Origin of the sequence: Bradyrhizobium sp. GCM10028915, assembly GCF_042666195.1 — a bacterium.
Taxonomy (GTDB): domain Bacteria; phylum Pseudomonadota; class Alphaproteobacteria; order Rhizobiales; family Xanthobacteraceae; genus Bradyrhizobium; species Bradyrhizobium canariense_D.
Map to the genome: position 1 here is coordinate 87,808 of NZ_JBHTFN010000011.1, position 17,895 is coordinate 105,702.

Consider the following 17,895-nt stretch of genomic DNA (forward strand, 5'->3'; position numbering starts at 1 on the left):
CCGGATATAAGAGGCGGCCGGCGCTGTCACCCGCCATTCTCTCGCAATAGTCGTTCCATGCTGGAAAGGTGCGGCTTTGGGCAAAGCTGTTCTCAGCCGGCGCGCTTTCGAGGGATGGATTTTCTCGTTGATTTCTAGATCTAACTCATTGAAAAACAATGAAGTTTTGAGGAGGTCGGGCATGACCAGGATTACACGACGCATACTGTTGGCGGGAGCGGTCGCTCTTGCCATGTCCCCCGCGGCGCGGGCGGCGGATCCGCTCAAGGAAATCCGTATCGACTGGGCGACCTATAATCCGGTGTCGATGGTCCTGAAGCAGAAGGGGCTCCTGGAAAAGGAGTTCGCCAAGGACGGCATCACCGTCACCTGGGTGCAGTCGGCCGGCTCCAACAAGGCGCTCGAATTCCTCAATGCGGGCTCGATCGACTTCGGCTCGACCGCGGGCTCGGCGGCGCTGGTCGCGCGTATCAACGGCAACCCGATCAAGTCGATCTACGTCTATTCGCGTCCCGAATGGACGGCGTTGGTGACATCAAAGGATTCCAAGATTGCTAATGTCGCCGATCTCAAGGGCAAGCGGGTCGCGGTGACGCGCGGCACCGATCCGCACATCTTCCTGGTGCGCGCATTGCTTGGCGCAGGTCTCACCGAAAAGGACATCACGCCGGTGCTGCTCCAGCACGCCGACGGCAAGACCGCGCTGATCCGCGGCGACGTCGATGCGTGGGCCGGGCTCGATCCGATGATGGCGCAGGCCGAGGTCGAGGACGGCGCGAAACTGTTCTATCGCAAGGCCGACGCCAACACTTGGGGCATCCTCAATGTGCGCGAGCAGTTTTTGAAAGACTATCCGGACGCCGCCCGCCGCGTGCTCGCGGTGTACGAAGAGGCGCGCAAATATTCGCTCGCGAATTACGACGAGCTCAAGAAGACCTTCATCGCCGTGACCAAGCTGCCGGAGCCTGTCGTCGACAAGCAACTCAAGGAGCGCACCGAGCTGACGCACAGCCGCATCGGCGCGCCCCAGCGCGAATCGATCCTCGCCGCGGGCCTCGCCCTGCAACAGGCCGGCGTCGTCGACGCCAAGGTCGATGTGAAGGCGACGCTGGATGCGTTGATCGACGATCAGGTCCCGCTGCCGACGAATTAAAGGCAGGCGGGCGGCAAACTCGGTCGTCGTCCCGGGGCGCGAAGCGAGCCCGGGACCCATAACCACAGGAAGTGGTTTGGCGCCAAAGGGGCAACTCCGAGTCACCGTAGCCACGCCTTCCCGTGGTTAGGGGTCCCGGATCTGCGCTCCGCTTCGCTGCGCTTGTCCGGGACGACGCCGAGAATGCCGCGCGCCCTTGCAATCTCGCACAGGACGCGCTTCCTACCGGCCATGATCTCTGACGCGCCAGTCCTGCAACAGACTACGGAACCGGCCGAAAGCGCCGCCACGCCTTCGTGGTTGTCGCGTTATGCGCGTCCATTGCTGGGTGTGTTGCTGCCGCTGACCCTCGCGCTTGGCTGGGAACTCCTGGTCTGGCGCGGCTGGTCCAACGGCCGGCTGGTGCCGCCGCCCTCGCGCGTGTTCGCCACCATTGTTGATCTTGCCCGCTCTGGCGAGTTGATCCGTCACATCGCCGCAACGCTGTGGCGTGTCGGCCTTGGCTTTGCGTTCGGCGTGGTCGCGGGGACCTTGCTCGGCGCCATATCCGGCTATTGGTCGCTGGCGCGGCGGCTGCTCGACCCGACCGTGCAGGCGCTGCGCGCGATCCCGTCGCTGGCCTGGGTGCCGCTGTTCATCCTCTGGCTCGGCATCTTCGAGACCTCGAAGATCGCGCTGATCGCAGTCGGCGTGTTCTTTCCGGTCTATCTCGGCGTGATGGGCGCGATCCTCATCGTCGATCGCAAGATCGTCGAGGTCGGTCGCACATTCCGTCTCTCCGGGCCTGCCATGATCCGCCGTATCCTGCTGCCCGCGGTGCTGCCGGCCTATGTCGTGTCCTTGCGCGTCGGTCTTGGTCTGGGCTGGATGTTCGTGGTGGCGGCCGAGCTGATCGGCGCGTCCGAAGGCCTCGGCTATCTCCTGCTCGACGGCCAGCAGCTCGGCAAGCCCGCGCAGATCCTCGCCGCCATCGTGATCTTCGCGATCCTCGGCAAGCTCACGGATTGGTTGATCGAGATCGCGGCTGCGCCCTTCCTGCGCTGGCAGGACGCCTTTGGGCGTACAACGGGAGCATAAGGCGATGCTGGCGCTCGACCGGGTCAGCAAGACCTATCCCAACGGCGTGCAGGCGCTGGCGCGCTTCTCCGCCGAGATCAGGCAAGGCGAGATCGTCGCCATCATTGGCGGCTCGGGCTGCGGCAAGTCCACGCTGCTGCGCGCCATCGCGGGCCTCGACCGCGCAAGCTCGGGCACGGTGACGCTCGACAACGAGGCGATCGCCTCGCCGCATGCCAAGATCGGCATCATCTTCCAGGAGCCGCGGCTGCTGCCCTGGCTCAGCGTCGCCGACAATATCGGCTTTGGTCTTGCCGATGGGCCCGCCACCGAGCGGCGTGAAAAGGTGGCGCGTGCGCTCGAGCGTGTCGGGCTCGCCGAGAAAGCGGAGGCCTGGCCGCGCGAGCTCTCGGGCGGGCAGGCACAGCGCGTCGCGATTGCCCGCGCACTGGTGCCGCAGCCCGAGGTGCTCTTGCTCGACGAACCGTTCTCGGCGCTCGATGCCTTCACCCGCAGGGACCTCCAGGATCATCTGCTCGATCTCTGGGCCGACACGCGGCCGACGCTCATCCTCGTCACCCATGACGTCGACGAGGCCGTGGTGCTGGCTGACCGCGTGCTGGTGATGCGGCCGCGGCCGGGCCGGCTGTTCGACCAGATCGAGATCAACCTGGGCAGGCCACGCGACCGCAATTCGCCGCTGTTCGAGAATTTCAAGCGAAGTGTGCTGACGTCACTCGACCGTTCGCTCGACCGCAACGTGCCCGACCGTGACGCAACCCAGGGTCCCGGTCAGGCCATGTGGTGGTGACAATTTCGCTCCGAGCCGGTACATCGCAAGCCGGTACTTCGTAGAGACGATTTTCCCGGGAGAGACAAAATGGACGCCGCAGCACTGCGCCAGATGCAGGCCCCGATCAAGGAGCGCTACAAGACCGACCCCAAGACCGCGATGATCACGTTGAGGGCCAAGGGCTCGACCGACAGCGAGGGCATCGCCTGCAAGGTCGAGACCGGCCGCGCCATCGCAATGGCCGGCCTGCATCCCGCAACCGGCGGCTCCGGCCTCGAGCTCTGCTCGGGCGACATGCTACTCGAGGCGCTGGTCGCCTGCGCCGGCGTCACGCTGAAATCGGTCGCGACCGCGATCGAGGTACCCTTGAAGACCGGCAACGTCTACGCCGAGGGCGATCTCGATTTCCGCGGCACGCTCGGCGTCGACAAGGAGACGCCGGTCGGCTTCGCCGAGATACGTCTGCGCTTCGACGTCGATACTGATGCGCCGCAAGACAAGCTCGACCTGCTGCTCAAGCTCACCGAGCGCTACTGCGTGGTCTATCAGACCATCAAGAACGGCCCGAAGGTCTCGGTGTCGATGCAGCGGATGTAGCGAGCGAAGGCCGCTCGCCCAACAATTCGTGTCGTCTCGGCGAAGCGCGGGACGACAAAAGAAAAAAATGTCCCCCGAGCTCCACCTCATCCTCATCCTCGTTCTGCGCATGATGGTCGCGGCGGCGTTCGTCGTGACGGCGTCGATCATCACCGAGCGTTCAGGGCCGGTGATCGGCGCGCTGGTCGCGACCTTGCCGGTTTCGGCCGGACCATCCTACGTCTTCCTCGCGCTCGACCACGATGCCGCCTTCATCGCGCAGGGCGCGCTGTCGAGCTTGCCGGTCAATGCCGCGACGATCTTCATGTGTCTCACCTATGTGGTGCTGGCGCAGCGGCGCAGCCTTCTGGTGAGTTGCGGAAGCGCGGTCGCGGTCTGGATCGTGTTCGCCTCGATCATCAAGCAGTTCGACTGGCCGCTCACCGCCGGGCTCGCCGCCAATCTGATCGCGTTCGGCATCTGTATTCCGCTGCTCGCGGGCTATCGCCATGTAAAGATGCCGCTGGTGACGCGGCGCTGGTATGACGTGCCGATGCGGGCCGCGCTGGTCGCGACCCTCGTCGCAATCGTCGTCTCGACCTCGGGCTGGGTCGGTCCCCGGATCAGCGGCATCATCGCGCTGTATCCGGTGGTGTTTTCCAGCATCATGGTGATCCTGCATCCGCGAATCGGCGGTCCGCCGACCGCCGCGGTGCTGGCCAATTCGGCCTGGGGGCTGCTCGGATTCGGAATGGCGATCGCGGTGTTGCACGTGGCGGTGGCGTGGTTCGGCTCCGCCGTCGGTCTTGGGCTTGCACTCGCCACCTGCATTGTTTGGAATCTGACGCTGTGGGGGATCGGGCGGCGTACGCAGCACAAGGCGCGGCAAGCGCCGTGACACTACGGACATGCGGCGCGGCGTCGCCGGATACTTCCGTAGCAAAACTCGCCATGACCGATCGCGAGACGCTTTCCTTCAAACTCCTGAAGGACCAAGCATTCAAGTGACAGCGCCGACCGAGCAGCGTGTAAGGCCTACCGTCGTGCAGCTTTAGGCTGCTCTGTCGGCGATCGCTTTTCCCAGAATTCGTTAGCACTTTATTCGAATCTTATGGGTACTGAATCATCTTGCGTATCCGCCTTGGTCTTCGCAACGCGAGTTTTACCGGCGGAATTCGATTGGAATTCAGCGCGTGTGCCGCGCCGTCACGTCACCTGATCCCGTCTCGCAATTTAATGATTTTGGAGATTCAATGATGTTTGGCCGCAAGTCCCGCAACGACGCGGATGCTAAGCTCGCCGCCATCGGCCGCTCGCAGGCCATGATCGAGTTTGCCATGGACGGCACGATTCTGAGCGCCAACCAGAATTTCTTGAACGCCCTCGGCTATTCCCTCGACGAAATCAAGGGAAAGAAGCACGCCATGTTCATGCCGGCCGACCAGCGCGACGGCGCCGAGTACAAGGCGTTCTGGGCTGCATTGAACCGCGGCGAGTATCAGGCAAGCGAGTTCAAGCGGATCGCGAAGGGCGGCCGTGAGATCTGGATCGAAGCATCCTACAATCCGGTGCTCGACGGCAACGGCAAGACGGTGATGGTCGCCAAGATTGCGACCGAAATCACCGAGAAGAAGATCCGGAGCATGACGGAGTCTTCGAAGATCGCCGCTATCGGCCGCGCCCAGGCCGTGATCGAGTTCAAGCTCGACGGCACCATCGTCACGGCCAACGAGAATTTCTGCAACGCGCTTGGCTATTCGCTGACCGAGATCCAGGGCAAGCATCACAGCCTCTTCATGCCCCAGGCCGAGCGCGACGGCGCGGCCTATCGCGAGTTCTGGGCCAAGCTCAACCGCGGCGAATACCAGGCTGGCGAGTTCAAGCGCATCGGCAAGGGCGGCCGCGAGGTCTGGATTCTCGCCTCCTACAATCCGCTACTCGATGAGAACGGCAAGCCCTTCGGCGTCGCCAAGTTCGCGACCGACGTCACGGCGGAGAAGCTGAAGAATGCCGTCCTTGCGGGCCAGATCACGGCGATCGAGAAGGCGCAGGCGGTGATCGAGTTCAACATGGACGGCACGATCATCACCGCCAACGCCAATTTCCTCGGCGCCCTCGGCTATTCGCTGGCTGAGATCAAGGGCAAGCACCACAGCATGTTTGTCGAGCCCTCGGAGCGCGATGGCAATGGCTATCGCGAGTTCTGGGCGGCGCTCAACCGCGGCCAGTATCAGGCGGCCGAATACAAGCGCATCGGCAAGGGCGGCAGGGAGGTCTATATCCAGGCCTCCTACAATCCGATCATGGATCTCAACGGCAAGCCGTTCAAGGTCGTGAAATATGCGACCGACGTCACGAAACAGGTGCTGGTCCGCATGGGCAACGAGCGCGTCCGCGGCATGATGGAATCGGTCGCCGCCGGATCGGAAGAGCTGAACGCCTCGGTGCGGGAGATTTCCGAGGCCATGACCAAATCGCGCGAGACGGCGATGAGCGCGGTGGAGCAGGTCGCGTCCGCTGATGCCCAGGCCCAGCGCCTCACTGAAGCGGCGCTGGCGATGAGCGGGATCGTCGAGCTCATCAACAACATCACCGGGCAGATCAACCTCCTGGCACTCAACGCCACCATCGAATCCGCCCGCGCCGGTGAAGCCGGTCGGGGTTTTGCGGTGGTGGCCTCGGAGGTCAAGAGCCTCGCCAACCAAGCCAAGCAGGCCACTGACAAGATCGGCGCTGAGATCGGTAGCCTCAACGGCATCTCTGGAGACGTCGTCACCGCCCTGGCTTCGATCAAGACGGCCATCAGCAACGTCAGCGAATATGTGACGTCGACGGCCGCGGCAATCGAAGAGCAGAGCACGGTGACCAACGAGATGTCGACCAGCATGCAGCGCGCCGCAGCGGAAGTGGCGGCGATCGCGGCGAGGGCGTAGCGTTCAGAAGCATAGGGTGGGTTAGCGAAGCGTAACCCACCACTTCTCGCGCGCTGACAAAGGTGGTGGGTTACGCCTTCGGCTCACCCACCCTGCGGCACCGTCACTGCTTCGGCAGCTTGGCCTTCAACGCATACAGCGCATCGAGCGCTTCGCGTGGCGACATCTCGTCCGGATGCAGCGCCTTCACCGCGTCCATCAGCAGTTCGGCCTCGCTCGGCGGTGTGACTTCTGCGGCGGCGCGCGAGGGCACTGCGAACAGCGGCAGATCGTCAGCAAGCGCGCGCGCGGTCTGGCCGCGGTCCTGGGCTTCCAGCTTCGCCAGTACCGATTTGGCGCGCGTGATCACGGCCGGCGGCAGGCCCGCGAGCTTGGCGACCTGGATTCCGTAAGAGCGATCGGCCGAACCCGGCAACACCTCGTGCAGGAACACGACATTGCCCTGCCATTCCTTCACCCGCACGGTCGCGTTGAACATCCGCGGCAGCTTGGCGGAGAGCGCCGTCAGCTCGTGGTAATGCGTCGCGAACAGCGTGCGGCAGCGGTTGCTCTCGTGCAGGTGCTCGATTGCGGCCCAGGCGATCGAGAGGCCGTCGAAGGTCGCGGTGCCGCGGCCGATTTCATCAAGGATCACGAGCGCGCGCTCGCCGGCCTGGTTGAGGATGGCAGCGGTCTCGACCATCTCGACCATGAAGGTGGAACGGCCGCGGGCGAGATCGTCGGCGGCGCCGACACGCGAGAACAGGCGGTCGATGATGCCGATCCGCGCGCGTGTCGCCGGCACGAAACTTCCGATCTGGGCGAGCAACGCAATCAGCGCGTTCTGGCGCAGGAAGGTCGACTTACCCGCCATGTTCGGACCGGTCAGCAACCAGAGCTGGCCGGATTTTTGCGCAGGGCCCGGCGAGAGATCGCAGGCATTGGCGATGAACGGCTGGCCATTGCGCTTCAAGGCCTGCTCGACCACGGGATGGCGGCCCGCCTCGATCGCAAAGCCGAGAGACGAGTCCACCTCGGGCCGCACATAGTTCTGGTCGATCGCCAGCTTGGCAAGCGACGTCGCGACGTCGAGCAGCGCAAAGGCGTGAGCGGCGGCGCGCAGTTCCTCGCTGATGGCCAAAGCCTTGGCGCAGAGCCGCTCGAAAATCTCGAGCTCGAGCCCGAGTGCGCGGTCGCCGGCATTGGCGATCTTGGCTTCGATCTCCCCGAGCTCGGAGGTGGTGAAGCGGACCTGGCCGGCCAGCGTCTGGCGGTGGATGAAGGTTGCGTTTAGCGGCGCCGACATCAGCTTGTCGCCGTGCTGCGCGGTGACCTCGACGAAATAGCCGAGCACGTTGTTGTGCCGGATCTTGAGCCCCTTCACACCCGTGTTGTCGGCGTAGCGCGCCTGCATCGAGGCCACCACCAGGCGCGAGGCGTCGCGCAGATTTCGCGTTTCGTCCAGCGCAGGCTCATAGCCCTGGCGAACGAACCCGCCGTCGCGCTTGATCAGCGGCAGTTGATCGTCGAGCGCCCTGGCGAATTCCGCCGCGAGCTCGCGCGATGGCTTTTGCAGCGCCGCCATCACGACGGCGATCTCCTGCGGCGGCTGGTCGAGTTCGTCAAGCCGCGTCAGCACCTGGTCGGCGGCGATGATGCCATCGCGCAGGCCGGCGAGGTCACGCGGACCGCCGCGGCCGACGGATATACGGGCCAGCGCCCGCGACATGTCCGGGGCGCCGCGCAGGATGCTGCGGATGTCCTCGCGCGCGGCCGAGTCGGCAACGAAGCTGCCGACGGCATCGAGCCGCCGCGCAATCGCCGCCGCATCGGTCAGCGGCGCGGCAAGCCGCTGCGCCAGCAGGCGCGAGCCGGCCGAGGTCACCGTGCAGTCGATCGCGTCGAGCAGCGAGCCGCGGCGTTCGCCGGCGAGTGTCCGCGTCAGTTCGAGATTGGCGCGGGTGGCGGGATCGATCGCCATGGTCGCGCCCGAGGCTTCGCGCGCGGGCGGCGACAGCGGCGGATGTTTGCCGACCTGGGTGCGGTCAACATAGGTGACGGCGGCGGCGGCGGCAGTGGCTTCCAGCCGCGTGAGCTGGGACAGTCCGTCCATGGTCGCGACGGCAAAATAGTCGCACAGCCGCTTCTCGGCAGTGGCGCCGTCGAAGACGTCGCGGGTCAGCGGCGTCACCGCCGGCAGCTCGCGCAGGGTCTGTCCGAGCTCGCTGTCGTTATAGAGCGCGTCGGTGACGATCACCTCGTTCGGATTGATCCGTGCCAGCGTGGCGGCGAGTTCGCCGCCCGAACATTCCGTCACCGTGAATTCGGCGGTCGAGATGTCGATCCAGGCGAGGCCAAAGCGGTCACCGCCCGCCGATGAGCGCGCGCGCGCGAGCGCCAGCAGGTAATTGTTGGCGCGCGCATCGAGCAGCGTGTCCTCGGTCAGCGTGCCCGGCGTGACCAGGCGCACCACGCCGCGGCGCACGACGCTCTTGTTGCCGCGTGCTTTCGCCGCCGCGGGATCCTCGGTCTGCTCGCACACCGCGACCCGGTGCCCGGCGGTGATCAGCCGGTGCAAATAGTCCTCGGAGCGCTCGACTGGCACGCCGCACATCGGGATATCGGCGCCTTGATGCTTGCCGCGCTTGGTCAGGACGATGCCGAGTGTCCTGGAGGCGATCTCGGCGTCCTCAAAGAACAGCTCGTAAAAGTCGCCCATCCGGTAGAACAGCAGAAGGCCCTGATGTGCCGCCTTGATTTCAAGGTACTGTTCCATCATCGGCGTGACGCGCGCGGCAGCTTCCGCCTGCGGCGCGGGCGTATCGTCGGGAGGCGGTGCAGGGATCGGTTGTTGCATTGTCATGGGCGGCGCAACCTACAAAATTTCGCCCCGCGCTCCTATCGCTTTGGGCGGAGAGGGGAGGTTTTCCACGTTGTCCGCACCGCGGCATGCGCAACTCGCGTGCACACCCGTCGGAACACGCGCGTATCGGTCAATTGACCTGCCGCGGGCGCCCTCCTAAAACTCCGTCGACATTGAAGAATTTAGGCCGGATCGCGGCATTCAGGGAGAACAACCATGCGTGACGTCTTTATCTGCGATGCCGTGCGGACCCCGATCGGCCGTTTTGGCGGGTCGCTCGCCAAGGTGCGTGCCGACGACCTGGCGGCGGCCCCGATCAAGGCGCTGATGGCCAAGCACCCCAATCTCGATTGGGCACAGGTTGACGAGGTCTTCTTCGGCTGTGCCAACCAGGCCGGCGAGGACAACCGCAACGTGGCACGCATGGCGCTCCTGCTTGCGGGCCTGCCGGATTCCGTTCCAGGCCAGACCCTGAACCGGCTCTGTGCCTCCGGTCTCGATGCGGTCGGTGCGGCCGGCCGCGCTATCCGTTCCGGCGAGATCGAGCTTGCGATTGCCGGCGGCGTCGAATCCATGACGCGCGCGCCCTTCGTGATGGGCAAGGCGCAGGAAGCGTTCTCGCGCTCGGCTGAGATCTTCGACACCACGATCGGCTGGCGCTTCATCAATCCGCTGCTGAAGGCGCAGTATGGCGTCGACGCGATGCCCGAGACCGGCGAGAACGTCGCCGAGGAATTCCAGGTCTCGCGCGCGGATCAGGACGCCTTCGCGATCCGCTCGCAGCAGCGCGCGGGCGCCGCGATTGCGGCCGGCTATTTCGCCGAAGAAATCACCCCGATCACCATTCCCGGCGGCAAGGCCGGCCCTGTCACCGTCGACAAGGACGAGCATCCGCGTCCCGAGACCACGCTGGAAGCCCTGACGAAGCTCAGGCCGATCGTGCGCAATCCCGGCACGGTGACCGCGGGCAACGCCTCCGGCGTCAATGACGGCGCCGCCGCGATGATCCTGGCGTCCGAGGCTGCGGTGAAGAAGCACGGCCTGACGCCGCGCGCGCGCATCCTCGGCCTCGCCTCCGCCGGCGTGCCGCCGCGCATCATGGGCATCGGCCCGGTGCCGGCCACCCGCAAGCTGATGGAACGTCTCGGCAAGAAAATCGGCGATTTCGACCTGATCGAGCTCAACGAAGCCTTTGCCTCGCAGGGTATCGCCTGCATGCGCCAGCTCGGCGTTGCCGACGATGCCGATTTCGTCAATCCGCATGGCGGCGCGATTGCGCTCGGTCATCCCCTCGGCATGAGTGGCGCGCGCCTCGCGCTCACCGCGGTGCACGGCATGGAGAAGCGCGGCGGCAAACTCGCGCTCGCCACCATGTGCGTCGGCGTTGGCCAGGGCGTTGCGGTCGCCATCGAGAAGCTGAACTGACGGGACGCGCAGCGTGCCGTCATCCCGGAGCCGGGTGCCCCAGACTCGTCATGCCCGGGCTTGTCCCGCCTGCGAGGCCGAAGCCTCTTCGGCGAGGCGAAGGCCCGGGCATCCACGTTCTTGGTGCCGCGAGAAGAAGGTCGTGGATGGCCGGGACAAGCCCGGCCATGACGCAAGGTGAGGGAGCATCCCATGATCATCGCGCGCGAGCAGGACGTCACGGCCGCGGCCTTGGCGGTGATGGAGCAGACATCCGATCCACGGCTACGCCAGATCATGGTCTCCCTGGTCAAGCATCTGCACGGTTTTGTTCGCGACGTTCGCCTGACCGAGAAGGAATTCCGCGACGCCACGGCTGTTATCGCCGAACTCGGCAAGCTCTCGACCGACACGCATAATGAGGTCGTGCTGATGGCAGGCTCGCTCGGCGTCTCGCCGCTGGTGTGCCTGCTGAATAATGGCGATGAGGGCAACACGGAGACCGACCAGTCGCTGCTCGGACCATTCTGGCGGCTGAACTCGCCGCGGGTGGAAAATGGCGGATCGATCGTCCGCTCCGAGACCCCAGGCGCGCCGCTGTTCGTCAACGGCCGCGTCGTGGACAAGGACGGCCGTCCCGTCGCCGGCGCCGAGGTCGACGTCTGGCACGCGTCGCCGGTTGGTCTCTATGAAAACCAGGACCCCGAGCAGGCCGACATGAACCTGCGCGGCAAGTTTACGACCGACCAGGACGGAGCCTTCTCGTTCCGCTCCGTGATGATGGTCGGCTATCCCATTCCGACCGACGGCGTGGTCGGCCGCCTCCTGGAGGCGCAGAAGCGGCATCCCTATCGTCCCGCGCACCTGCACGCGTTGGTCTTCAAGCCCGGATTCAAGGTGCTGATCTCGCAGGTCTACGACCCCGCCGACCCGCATATCGATAGTGACGTGCAGTTCGGCGTGACCAAAGCGCTGATGGGCAAGTTCCTGCGCCATGACACGCCACATCCGACCGAGCGCGACGTCGCGACGCCCTGGTATTCGCTGGACCATGTCTATCGGCTCGAAGCCGGCGAGGCCGTCCTGCCGCGTCCGCCGATCAAATAGGGCTCAAAGCCGCTTCCCCCAATTAGTTATATCCTATAATGATTGGCGGAAGCGTTGACCGGTCGGAAAAGGGCCGGGGAGGAGTTCGCCAATGACATTCATCTATCCCGTCGACAGCAACACGGCGCATCCGCTGCCGCTGTCGCCCGAGTACAAAAGCTCGGTCAAGCGTGCGCCGAACAAACCCTTGATCCCGATGCGCCATACGCTGTCGGAGCTGACCGGCCCGGTCTACGGCCACGAGACCGTTCGCGAGGGCGACAATGATCTCACCACCCAACACACCGGCGAGCCGCTCGGGGAACGCATTATTGTGCACGGCCATGTGCGCGACGAGGACGGCCGCGGCGTGCCGAACTCGCTGGTCGAGATCTGGCAGGCCAATTCCTGCGGCCGTTACGTTCACGTCCGCGACCAGCATCCGGCTCCGCTCGATCCGAACTTTACGGGCGCCGGCCGCACCGTGAGCGACGTCTCCGGTTACTACCGCTTTGTCACCATCAAGCCTGGCGCCTATCCCTGGGGCAACCATCATAACGCCTGGCGTCCCGCACACATCCATCTCTCTGTGTTCGGCCATTCCTTCGTCACGCGTCTCGTGACGCAGATGTACTTCCCGGCCGATCCGCTGTTCCCGTTCGATCCGATCTTCAATTCGGTGCCGGACGAGAAGGCGCGGGCGCGGATGGTGTCGTCATTTGATCTCGAGAACACCCAGCCCGAATGGGCGCTGTGTTACCGCTTTGACATCGTGCTGCGCGGCAAGAACGCCACCCCTATGGAGAACCATTAAGTGCAGGACAATGGGATCACGCCGTCGCAGACCGTCGGCCCGTTCTTCAAATACGGCCTGACGCCGACCGGCGAGTATGCCTGGAATGATGCGTTCACCAACTCGACGCTGACGCCCGACGTCACCGGCGATCGCGTCCGGATCGAGGGCCGCGTGTTCGACGGCGACGGAGTCGTTGTGCCCGATGCCATGCTGGAGATCTGGCAGGCCGACGCGCAGGGGCGCTTCGCGGATCCGCAGGACAAGCGCGCGCTGCCGAATGCGAGCTTCCGCGGCTTTGCCCGTTGCGGCACCGACAAGGACGGCAATTATTCCTTTGAAACCATCAAGCCGGGCGTGGTGCCCGATCCCGACGGCAAGCCGCAGGCACCGCATGTCCTGCTTGCGGTGTTTGGTCGCGGCATGCTGCGGCATCTCTATACCCGCATCTATTTCAGTGACGAGGCCGGCAATGCCGCCGATCCCGTGCTGGCGGTGGTGCCTGCCGACCGTCGCGCCACGCTGACGGCCGTGCGCGAGGCCGGCAAGCCGGTGTACCGGCTCGACCTGCGGCTCCAGGGCGACAACGAAACGGTATTTTTCGACGTGTGACCCCCAGCGCCGTCCCGGACAGGCGGAGCGCCGATCCGGGACGACAGCGGAGGACGGGCCCAAGCTTCGCTGCCCGAAACTGTTGACCTGACGCCATTTCCCGTATTTTTCCGGAGTTCGCGCGATGCAATTTCCGCGCGATGCAATCCCGTGTTTACCGTAATCCTTTAGGGTCCGTGGGATTCAGCGCGGCCCATTGGATTTTTCCATGAAAATTCGTCTTTCGCTTTCTTCCGCAATCATTGCTTTCGGCATCGTTCTGGCCATCGGCTTTACCGCCGTGGTCTCGACCAGCCTCTACGCCTTGAAAGAGCTCAAGGTCGGCGGTCCGCTCTATTCTGATATCAAGCTCGGAAACGATCTCATCGCCGACATCCTGCCGCCGCCGGAATATGTGATCGAGGCCTACCTCGAGGCCACGCTCGCCATGCGCGAGCCCGACCAGCTGGCGGCCCATGCCGAACGCCTGGCCCAGCTCCGCAAGGATTACGACGAGCGCAAGGCATTCTGGGTCACCTCCAGCCTCTCGGCCGACCTGAAGACGACCCTGGTGTCGAAATCCGACGCCGAGGTGCAGAAGTTCTGGAAGCTGTTGTCCGACCAGCTCCTCCCCGCCCTCAAGGCCAAGGATACGGCCGTCTCCGAGCGGGCCTACGCGCAGCTCAAGGAGGCCTATACCGCGCATCGCGCCGTCATCGACAGCATCGTCGAGAGCGCCAACAAGCAGAATGCCGACATGGAGAAGCTGGCTGCGGACCGCGACAGCTCGATGCTCTACATCCTCCTCGGCGTCTCCGCCGCCGTCCTCGCCTTCATTGCGGCGGGCCTGCTCGGCGTCGCCTTCGGCGTGATGCGCCCGATCGTGCGCATGACCAGCGCGATGCAAAAGCTCGCGACCGGCGATCTCGCCGCCGACATTCCTTTCGCGCACCGGCAGGACGAGGTCGGCTCGATGGCGGGTGCGCTCTTGGTGTTCAAGCAGTCCGCGGTCGAGAATTTCCGCCTGCGCGAGGAGCAGTTGCAGAAGGAGCAGGAGGCGACGCTCGCCAAGCGTGAGGCCCTGCATCAGATGGCCGAAACCGTCGAGCGCGAGACCGGCCGCTCGGTCGACACCGCAAGCGCGGCGACGCAAGGCGTGGAGCGTGCCGCCTCCAGTCTGTCCGAGATCGCAAGGTCGCTCTCGACACAATCGCAGGCGGTCGCAGCCGCCTCCACCCAGGCCCTCGGCAGCTCGCAGACCGTCTCGGCCGCAGCTGAAGAACTCAGTGCTTCGATCCGCGAGATCGCAACCCAGGTCGCGCGGACCAGCACGGTTACAAAATCGGCGGTCGCCGGTCGGGAACAGGCGCGCTCGACCATCCAGACGCTGGCTGGATCGGTGAAGAAGATCGCCGAGGTCTCCGACCTCATCGGCGGCATCGCCGGCCAGACCAATCTGCTGGCACTCAACGCCACGATCGAGGCGGCGCGCGCCGGGGAGGCCGGCCGTGGCTTCGCGGTGGTGGCCGCCGAAGTGAAATCCCTCTCCGACCAGACCGCCAAATCCACGGAGGAGATCGCGCGGCTGATCGCCGAGATCCAGGCCTCGACGCAAGCCGCCGTCGACGCCGTCGAAACCATGGGAGGCCACATCGTCGAGATCGACGGCGTCGCCACCTCGGTTGCCGCCGCGATGGAAGAGCAGGACGCCGCGACCCGCGAGATCACGCGGTCGATTTCCGAATCGACTTCCGCGGCGAAGGAGGTCTCGGCCAAGATCGGTGATGTCAGCCGCGACGCCGCCTCCGTGAACGAGCGCGCCGCGGAGGTCAGGCAGGCGATCGCCGGCATGGCGGCCAATCTCGAGCAGCTCCGGTCGATTGTCGTCAGGACCGTGCGTGACTCGACCGCTGCGGCTTGAGCCGGGCGGCTGATGCCGCTGGCGCCCGGCAGCGCGGTTGTACAGAATGGAGCAACGCGACGGGGGTCGGGCGCGCATGAAAGATACACGATTGCCGGCGGTGGCGGACGCGGCAAATCTAACCGCGGCGCTGCGCAAGGCTGGCGCACTGGACGCCGGTGCCGTGCGCGAGGTCAAGGTCCTGCATGAGCGCGATACGGTCGTGTCGCATATCACCCGACTCGGCCTGCGCTATGTCGGGGAATCCGCCGGCTCGCCGCAGTCACTGATTCTCAAGACGCCCCATGCCGCGTTTGCCAAGCCGCTGGCGAATGCCGGTCGCCATGAGGTGGCCTACTACACACAGCTTGCACCCAGAACGCCCGAGCTGCTGGTGCCGCGCTGCTTTGACGGGAATTTCGACGAGGAGAGCCTCGCCTGGCATCTCCTGCTTGAGGATCTCACTGATAGTCACGAGATAGCGACCCAATGGCCGCTGCCGCCATCGCGCGCTCAGGCGATGGCCATCGTCGCCGCGCTCGCGCGCTGGCACGCGGCGTGGTGGGACCATGCTGGTCTCGGCGAGACCGTCGGGGTCTGGGCGAGCACCGACGATACGGCGGGGCATGTGGAAACGTTCGCATCCCATTACGACCGATTTGCTGATCAGCTCGGCGATCGTCTCAGTGAAGAGCGCCGCACGCTCTACCGCCGCTTCATCGATCGGTCCGACAGGATGTCACTGCGCTACCATTCGCATCGCCACCTCACCATCACCCATGGCGATGCCCACATCTGGAATTTTCTGCTGCCGCGCGCCGGCGTGTCCGACACTGTCCGCATCTTCGACTTCGACTTGTGGGACATCAACGTGTCGACTCACGACCTCGCCTACATGATGGCGCTGCACTGGTATCCGGAACGCCGGCAGGCGTTCGAACGCCTTCTGCTCAATCATTACCACGACACGCTGATGGCGCACGGTGTCAGCGGCTATACGCGCGGCGCGCTCGACCAGGACTATCGGCGGTCGGTGCTGTGGCACATCACCAAGCCAGTCTGGCAGTGGAGCATCAACATCCCACCGGTGATCTGGTGGAATAATCTGGAGCGGGTGATGATGGCGGTCGAGGATCTGGGCTGCGAGGAGATTTTGGGGTAGAGGCGCGCAACATCATCGGTGTCGTCCCGGCGAAGGCATCACTCCATCACCGCATGTTCCGGCGCCGCCGCCTGCTTGCGCAGGGTGGCCTTGGTCGAGCCGATCAGCAGGGCGAGCGGGATGGTGCAGAGGATGAAGAACATCACCAGCTCGTAGTCGTGCGCGAAGGCGATGATCTGCGCCTGCACGCTGACCATGCGATCGGCCATGGCGCGACCGGCGTCGGTGGAGAGATTGATCATGCCGCTGACGCTGGGCATCTGGAGCGCATGGTTGAACGGGTTGATGTGTTCGGACAGGATCGCGTAGGTCCGCCGCGTGCCTTGTGTCAGCTGGGCGATGACGACGGAAATGCCCACCGAGCTCGCGACGTTGCGCATCAGGGTCAACATCGCGGTGCCGTCGGTGCGCAGCTCATTCGACAAGGTCAGGAATGCCACCGTCGAAAGCGGCACGAAGACGAGGCCGAAGCCGAAGCCCTGGATCACGCTGACGGTCACGATCTCCGGCACCTGGGTCAAATCGGTCCAGCCGGTCATCTGGAACAGCGAGCCCGCGGTCAGCGTCAGGCCGGTGATGATCAGTGTGCGGGCTTCGATGTAACGCATCATGCGGCCGACCAGCATCATGGCGAAGAAGGTGCCGAAGCCGCGGCTCGCCAGCAGCAGGCCCGCGGTGATGATGGGATAGCCGATCACGTTCTGCATATAGGGGGAGGCCAGCGCCATGGTCGAGAACAGCACGAGGCCCATCACGACCATGAACACGCAGCCGGTGACGAAATTGCGGTCCTTGAAGAGCCCGAAGCGGATGAACGGTGTCGAGGTCGTGAAGGAATGCGCGATGAAGAAGTAGAAGGCGACGGCCGAGACGATGAACTCCGCAAGGATCTCACCCGATTCGAGCCAGCCCAATTGCTCGCCGCGGTCGAGCGCGAGCTGAAGCGACCCGATCGCGACCGCCAGCGCCGCGAAGCCGAACCAGTCGAACTTGAGACTGAGATCCTTCCGGGTCTCGTCCATGAAGATGATCAGCCCGATCACGGTGATGGCGCCGAACGGCAAATTGACGAAGAACACCCAGTGCCAGGAATAAGTCTCGGTCAGCCAGGCGCCGAGCGAGGGACCCATGATCGGCCCCATCATCACGCCCATGCCCCAGATCGACATCGCCTTGGCGCGTTCCTGGAGCGTGTAATAGTCGAGCATCACCGATTGCGACAACGGCACCAGGGCCGCGCCGAACACGCCCTGCAGCAGGCGGAACAGCACCATCTGGTTGATGTCCTGCGCAAGCCCGCACAGCACCGATGCCATGGTGAAGCCGGCCGAGCAGATGATGAAGATGCGCTTGCGGCCGAAGCGGTTGGCGATCCAGCCCACCGGTGCCGTCATGATCGCGGCGGCGACGATGTAGGAGGTCAGCACCCAGTTGATCTGGTCCTGCGAAGCCGACAGCGTACCCTGCATGTAGGGCAGGGCGACGTTGGCGATGGTGGTGTCCAGCGCCTGCATGATCGTTGCCGTCATGGCGCAGATTGTCACCATGTTCCGGCGCAGGCCGGGAACCATCAAATGGGCATTGGGGCCGGACATCGGGTCAGTCC

At 64.8% G+C, this 17,895-nt stretch carries 14 protein-coding genes; 12 read left to right on the forward strand and 2 right to left on the reverse strand.

The window, feature by feature from the left end:
• The first annotated feature begins 181 nt into the window (after positions 1 to 181).
• The 6 genes from ACFQX9_RS08740 to ACFQX9_RS08765 all read left to right on the forward strand — a co-directional run bounded on the left by ACFQX9_RS08740 (position 182) and on the right by ACFQX9_RS08765 (position 6,511).
• Positions 182 to 1,153 carry an aliphatic sulfonate ABC transporter substrate-binding protein gene (locus ACFQX9_RS08740; protein WP_247295914.1) on the forward strand — a complete coding sequence of 324 codons (972 nt, stop codon included), beginning with the start codon at positions 182 to 184 and terminating at the stop codon, positions 1,151 to 1,153.
• 231 nt (positions 1,154 to 1,384) lie between these two features.
• The gene (locus ACFQX9_RS08745; RefSeq protein ID WP_377787878.1) at positions 1,385 to 2,230 is read left to right on the forward strand and encodes an ABC transporter permease; all 846 of its coding nucleotides are present in this window, start codon (positions 1,385 to 1,387) and stop codon (positions 2,228 to 2,230) included.
• Between the two features lie 4 nt (positions 2,231 to 2,234).
• Entirely contained in the window at positions 2,235 to 3,020 is a 786-nt protein-coding gene (locus tag ACFQX9_RS08750) for an ABC transporter ATP-binding protein (RefSeq protein ID WP_377787794.1), read from the forward strand.
• A gap of 69 nt (positions 3,021 to 3,089) precedes the next feature.
• Complete coding sequence (locus ACFQX9_RS08755) at positions 3,090 to 3,599, forward strand: OsmC family protein (RefSeq protein ID WP_018455897.1); 510 nt, start codon at positions 3,090 to 3,092, stop codon at positions 3,597 to 3,599.
• A gap of 67 nt (positions 3,600 to 3,666) precedes the next feature.
• Positions 3,667 to 4,476: a hypothetical protein gene (locus ACFQX9_RS08760; protein ID WP_018455898.1), complete on the forward strand. Its 810-nt coding sequence runs from the start codon at positions 3,667 to 3,669 to the stop codon at positions 4,474 to 4,476.
• A gap of 358 nt (positions 4,477 to 4,834) precedes the next feature.
• On the forward strand, positions 4,835 to 6,511 hold the full coding sequence (locus ACFQX9_RS08765) for a PAS domain-containing methyl-accepting chemotaxis protein (RefSeq protein WP_204514044.1): 1,677 nt from the start codon (positions 4,835 to 4,837) through the stop codon (positions 6,509 to 6,511).
• Positions 6,512 to 6,614: 103 nt separating this feature from the next.
• Here ACFQX9_RS08765 and mutS read toward each other — a convergent pair whose 3' ends face one another.
• Positions 6,615 to 9,353: a DNA mismatch repair protein MutS gene (gene mutS, locus ACFQX9_RS08770; protein ID WP_026233049.1), complete on the reverse strand. Its 2,739-nt coding sequence runs from the start codon at positions 9,351 to 9,353 to the stop codon at positions 6,615 to 6,617.
• Between the two features lie 216 nt (positions 9,354 to 9,569).
• Between mutS and pcaF the strand changes: the two genes are divergently transcribed.
• The 6 genes from pcaF to ACFQX9_RS08800 all read left to right on the forward strand — a co-directional run bounded on the left by pcaF (position 9,570) and on the right by ACFQX9_RS08800 (position 16,289).
• Positions 9,570 to 10,778 carry a 3-oxoadipyl-CoA thiolase gene (gene pcaF, locus ACFQX9_RS08775; protein ID WP_018455901.1) on the forward strand — a complete coding sequence of 403 codons (1,209 nt, stop codon included), beginning with the start codon at positions 9,570 to 9,572 and terminating at the stop codon, positions 10,776 to 10,778.
• Between the two features lie 192 nt (positions 10,779 to 10,970).
• The gene (locus ACFQX9_RS08780) at positions 10,971 to 11,864 is read left to right on the forward strand and encodes a dioxygenase (protein ID WP_018455902.1); all 894 of its coding nucleotides are present in this window, start codon (positions 10,971 to 10,973) and stop codon (positions 11,862 to 11,864) included.
• Between the two features lie 91 nt (positions 11,865 to 11,955).
• Positions 11,956 to 12,657 carry a protocatechuate 3,4-dioxygenase subunit beta gene (pcaH, locus tag ACFQX9_RS08785; protein ID WP_018455903.1) on the forward strand — a complete coding sequence of 234 codons (702 nt, stop codon included), beginning with the start codon at positions 11,956 to 11,958 and terminating at the stop codon, positions 12,655 to 12,657.
• Positions 12,658 to 13,248 carry a protocatechuate 3,4-dioxygenase subunit alpha gene (gene pcaG, locus ACFQX9_RS08790; protein ID WP_018455904.1) on the forward strand — a complete coding sequence of 197 codons (591 nt, stop codon included), beginning with the start codon at positions 12,658 to 12,660 and terminating at the stop codon, positions 13,246 to 13,248.
• 208 nt (positions 13,249 to 13,456) lie between these two features.
• Positions 13,457 to 15,148 carry a methyl-accepting chemotaxis protein gene (locus ACFQX9_RS08795; protein WP_377787799.1) on the forward strand — a complete coding sequence of 564 codons (1,692 nt, stop codon included), beginning with the start codon at positions 13,457 to 13,459 and terminating at the stop codon, positions 15,146 to 15,148.
• A 76-nt stretch (positions 15,149 to 15,224) separates the two neighbouring features.
• Complete coding sequence (locus ACFQX9_RS08800; RefSeq protein ID WP_377787802.1) at positions 15,225 to 16,289, forward strand: phosphotransferase; 1,065 nt, start codon at positions 15,225 to 15,227, stop codon at positions 16,287 to 16,289.
• 38 nt (positions 16,290 to 16,327) lie between these two features.
• Here ACFQX9_RS08800 and ACFQX9_RS08805 read toward each other — a convergent pair whose 3' ends face one another.
• Entirely contained in the window at positions 16,328 to 17,884 is a 1,557-nt protein-coding gene (locus ACFQX9_RS08805) for an MDR family MFS transporter (RefSeq protein ID WP_377787804.1), read from the reverse strand.
• Between the last annotated feature and the right edge of the window lie 11 nt (positions 17,885 to 17,895).